The organism is bacterium, from assembly GCA_030654305.1.
Taxonomy (GTDB): Bacteria; Krumholzibacteriota; Krumholzibacteriia; order LZORAL124-64-63; family LZORAL124-64-63; genus PNOJ01.
This window is the reverse complement of record JAURXS010000176.1, coordinates 1-1,755: the sequence shown is the minus strand read 5'-3', so window position 1 is coordinate 1,755 and position 1,755 is coordinate 1. Positions and strand designations below refer to the sequence as shown.

The 1,755-nt window shown below is 71.2% G+C and carries 3 protein-coding genes; 2 read left to right on the top strand and 1 reads right to left on the bottom strand.

Translation table 11 applies throughout. The features are described 5' to 3' along the window. Nucleotides 1–208 (bottom strand): hypothetical protein (locus Q7W29_04675; protein MDO9171111.1); only part of this gene is annotated, 208 nt, incomplete at its 3' end. 188 nt (nt 209–396) lie between these two features. On the opposite strand from Q7W29_04675, the gene Q7W29_04670 reads away from it, so the two are divergent. Further along, nucleotides 397–1,125, top strand: a complete 729-nt coding sequence (locus Q7W29_04670; GenBank protein MDO9171110.1) for a sulfite exporter TauE/SafE family protein — start codon at nt 397–399, stop codon at nt 1,123–1,125. A 235-nt stretch (nt 1,126–1,360) separates the two neighbouring features. Further along, a partial coding sequence (locus Q7W29_04665) for a heavy metal translocating P-type ATPase metal-binding domain-containing protein (GenBank protein ID MDO9171109.1) occupies nt 1,361–1,755 on the top strand: 395 nt, incomplete at its 3' end.

Below are 1,755 nucleotides of genomic sequence, written 5' to 3'. Positions count from 1 at the left end.
CCCAGCGCTCGCGGGTGGCGGCGTCCGGCAACGCCGCCAGCAGTTCCGGTGACCGGGTCTCGTCGAGCCAGCGCCGCCAGACGGCGTCGGGCACGTCGACGCCGTCGCGCAGCGCCGTTTCGGCGGCCGCGAGCAGGCGCGCGGCGCGAGGGGCGGCGTCGCCATCGCCGTTGAACAGGAGGTCCAGCGTCTGGTCGTCGAGCATCATCACCGTTCCCGGTCGGTTGTCGGACAGGCCCCGGCCATGATAGTCGCAGGTGCGATCCCGCGAAACAGCAAGGTTGCGGCGGGGCCGGGAACGCGAAATCACAGCGCCAACGTGTGGGATGGCTGCCACTTGCCAGCGCCGGCCGCCGGGGCTAGGATGCCCCCGCACGCGAGCCTGGAGGAGCGACCATGGACTGTTGCGGGAACCCCGTCGTCGAAACCACGATGGCTTTGTCCTTCGCGACGCTGTTCGGATTCGGCCTGACCATGAGCCTCGGGCATTGCCTGGGCATGTGCGGCCCGCTGGTGACCGCGGTCAGCGCGGCGCAGCGCGGCGACGGCGCCTCGAGCGCGGTCATGCTCGGCCGGCTGTCGCTCTACAACCTCGGCCGCATCGCGGGCTACGCCGTGCTCGGCGCGGTCGGCGGCCTGCTCGGCTCTGCCGTCTCGCGCGCGGGGCAGGGCGTGCTCTCGATCGCGATCGGCGTGCTGATGCTGCTGACCGCCGTCGGCCTGGTCTCGATGCGGCGCTGGGAGCAGGGCGGCCCCCTGCAGAAGCTGATCGCCGACCGCCTGCCGCGGCTGCTGGGCGCGCGCACGGCGCCGGGCCGGCTCGCCCTCGGCCTGGCCAACGGGTTCCTGCCCTGCGGTCCGGTCTACAAGGCGGCGATGACGGCCGCGGCCAGCGGCAGCGTGGTCGACGGTGGGCTGGCCATGGTGTGGTTCGGCCTGGGCACGGTGCCGGTGCTGTTGCTGTTCGGGATGGGGGTCGCGCGGCTCGGTCTCGGCGCCAGGCGGCTGTTCAACCGGCTGGGCGCGGCGCTGGTGTTCGTCATGGCCGTCCAACTGATCCTGCGCGGGCTCGCGGCCCGCGACGTCATCGCCCATGCCCGGCTCGGGGAGGTCGTGTTCTGGTGAGGGCGGCCGCAACCGGCGCGACACCGAAAATCGATATCATGATCGATATTCACGGAAATCACTGTTTACCAGACAGTCTTGTTTGGCATCGAACCCCGGCACGGTATACTTTCGAGCCGAGAGCGGATAAATAGAGTCCTTGTTCCGGTCGACCTGGTCCGCATCCGGCGAGGTGCCGATTCCGATGGCCAAGCCAGCAGCGATCCCAGCCGCGGCACCGGAACCGATCGCTTCGGTGCGCCGGCTGCCGCGGACGTGCGCGCACTGCGGGCTCGATCTCGGCCCCGATCACCGCGAACAGGACGGCCCCTTCTGCTGCGGCGGCTGCCGCGCCGTCTACGGCCTGATCCACGGCGCCGGCCTCGACCGCTACTACGATCTGCGCCGCGGAGAATCCGCCCCGTCGCCGCAACTCCGTCCCGACAACTTCGCCTGGTTGGACCTGCAGCTCGAGGATCCCGCCCACCGCGTCGGCGAGGGCGTGGTGAGGTTGCGCCTGGACCTGCAGGGTGTGCACTGCGCCGCCTGCGTCTGGCTGCTCGAACAGCTCTTCGCGCGGCGGGCCGCCGGTCGCGACCTGCGCATCAACCCGGCCCTGGGCACCGTCGAGCTGGTCTGGGACACGCGCCT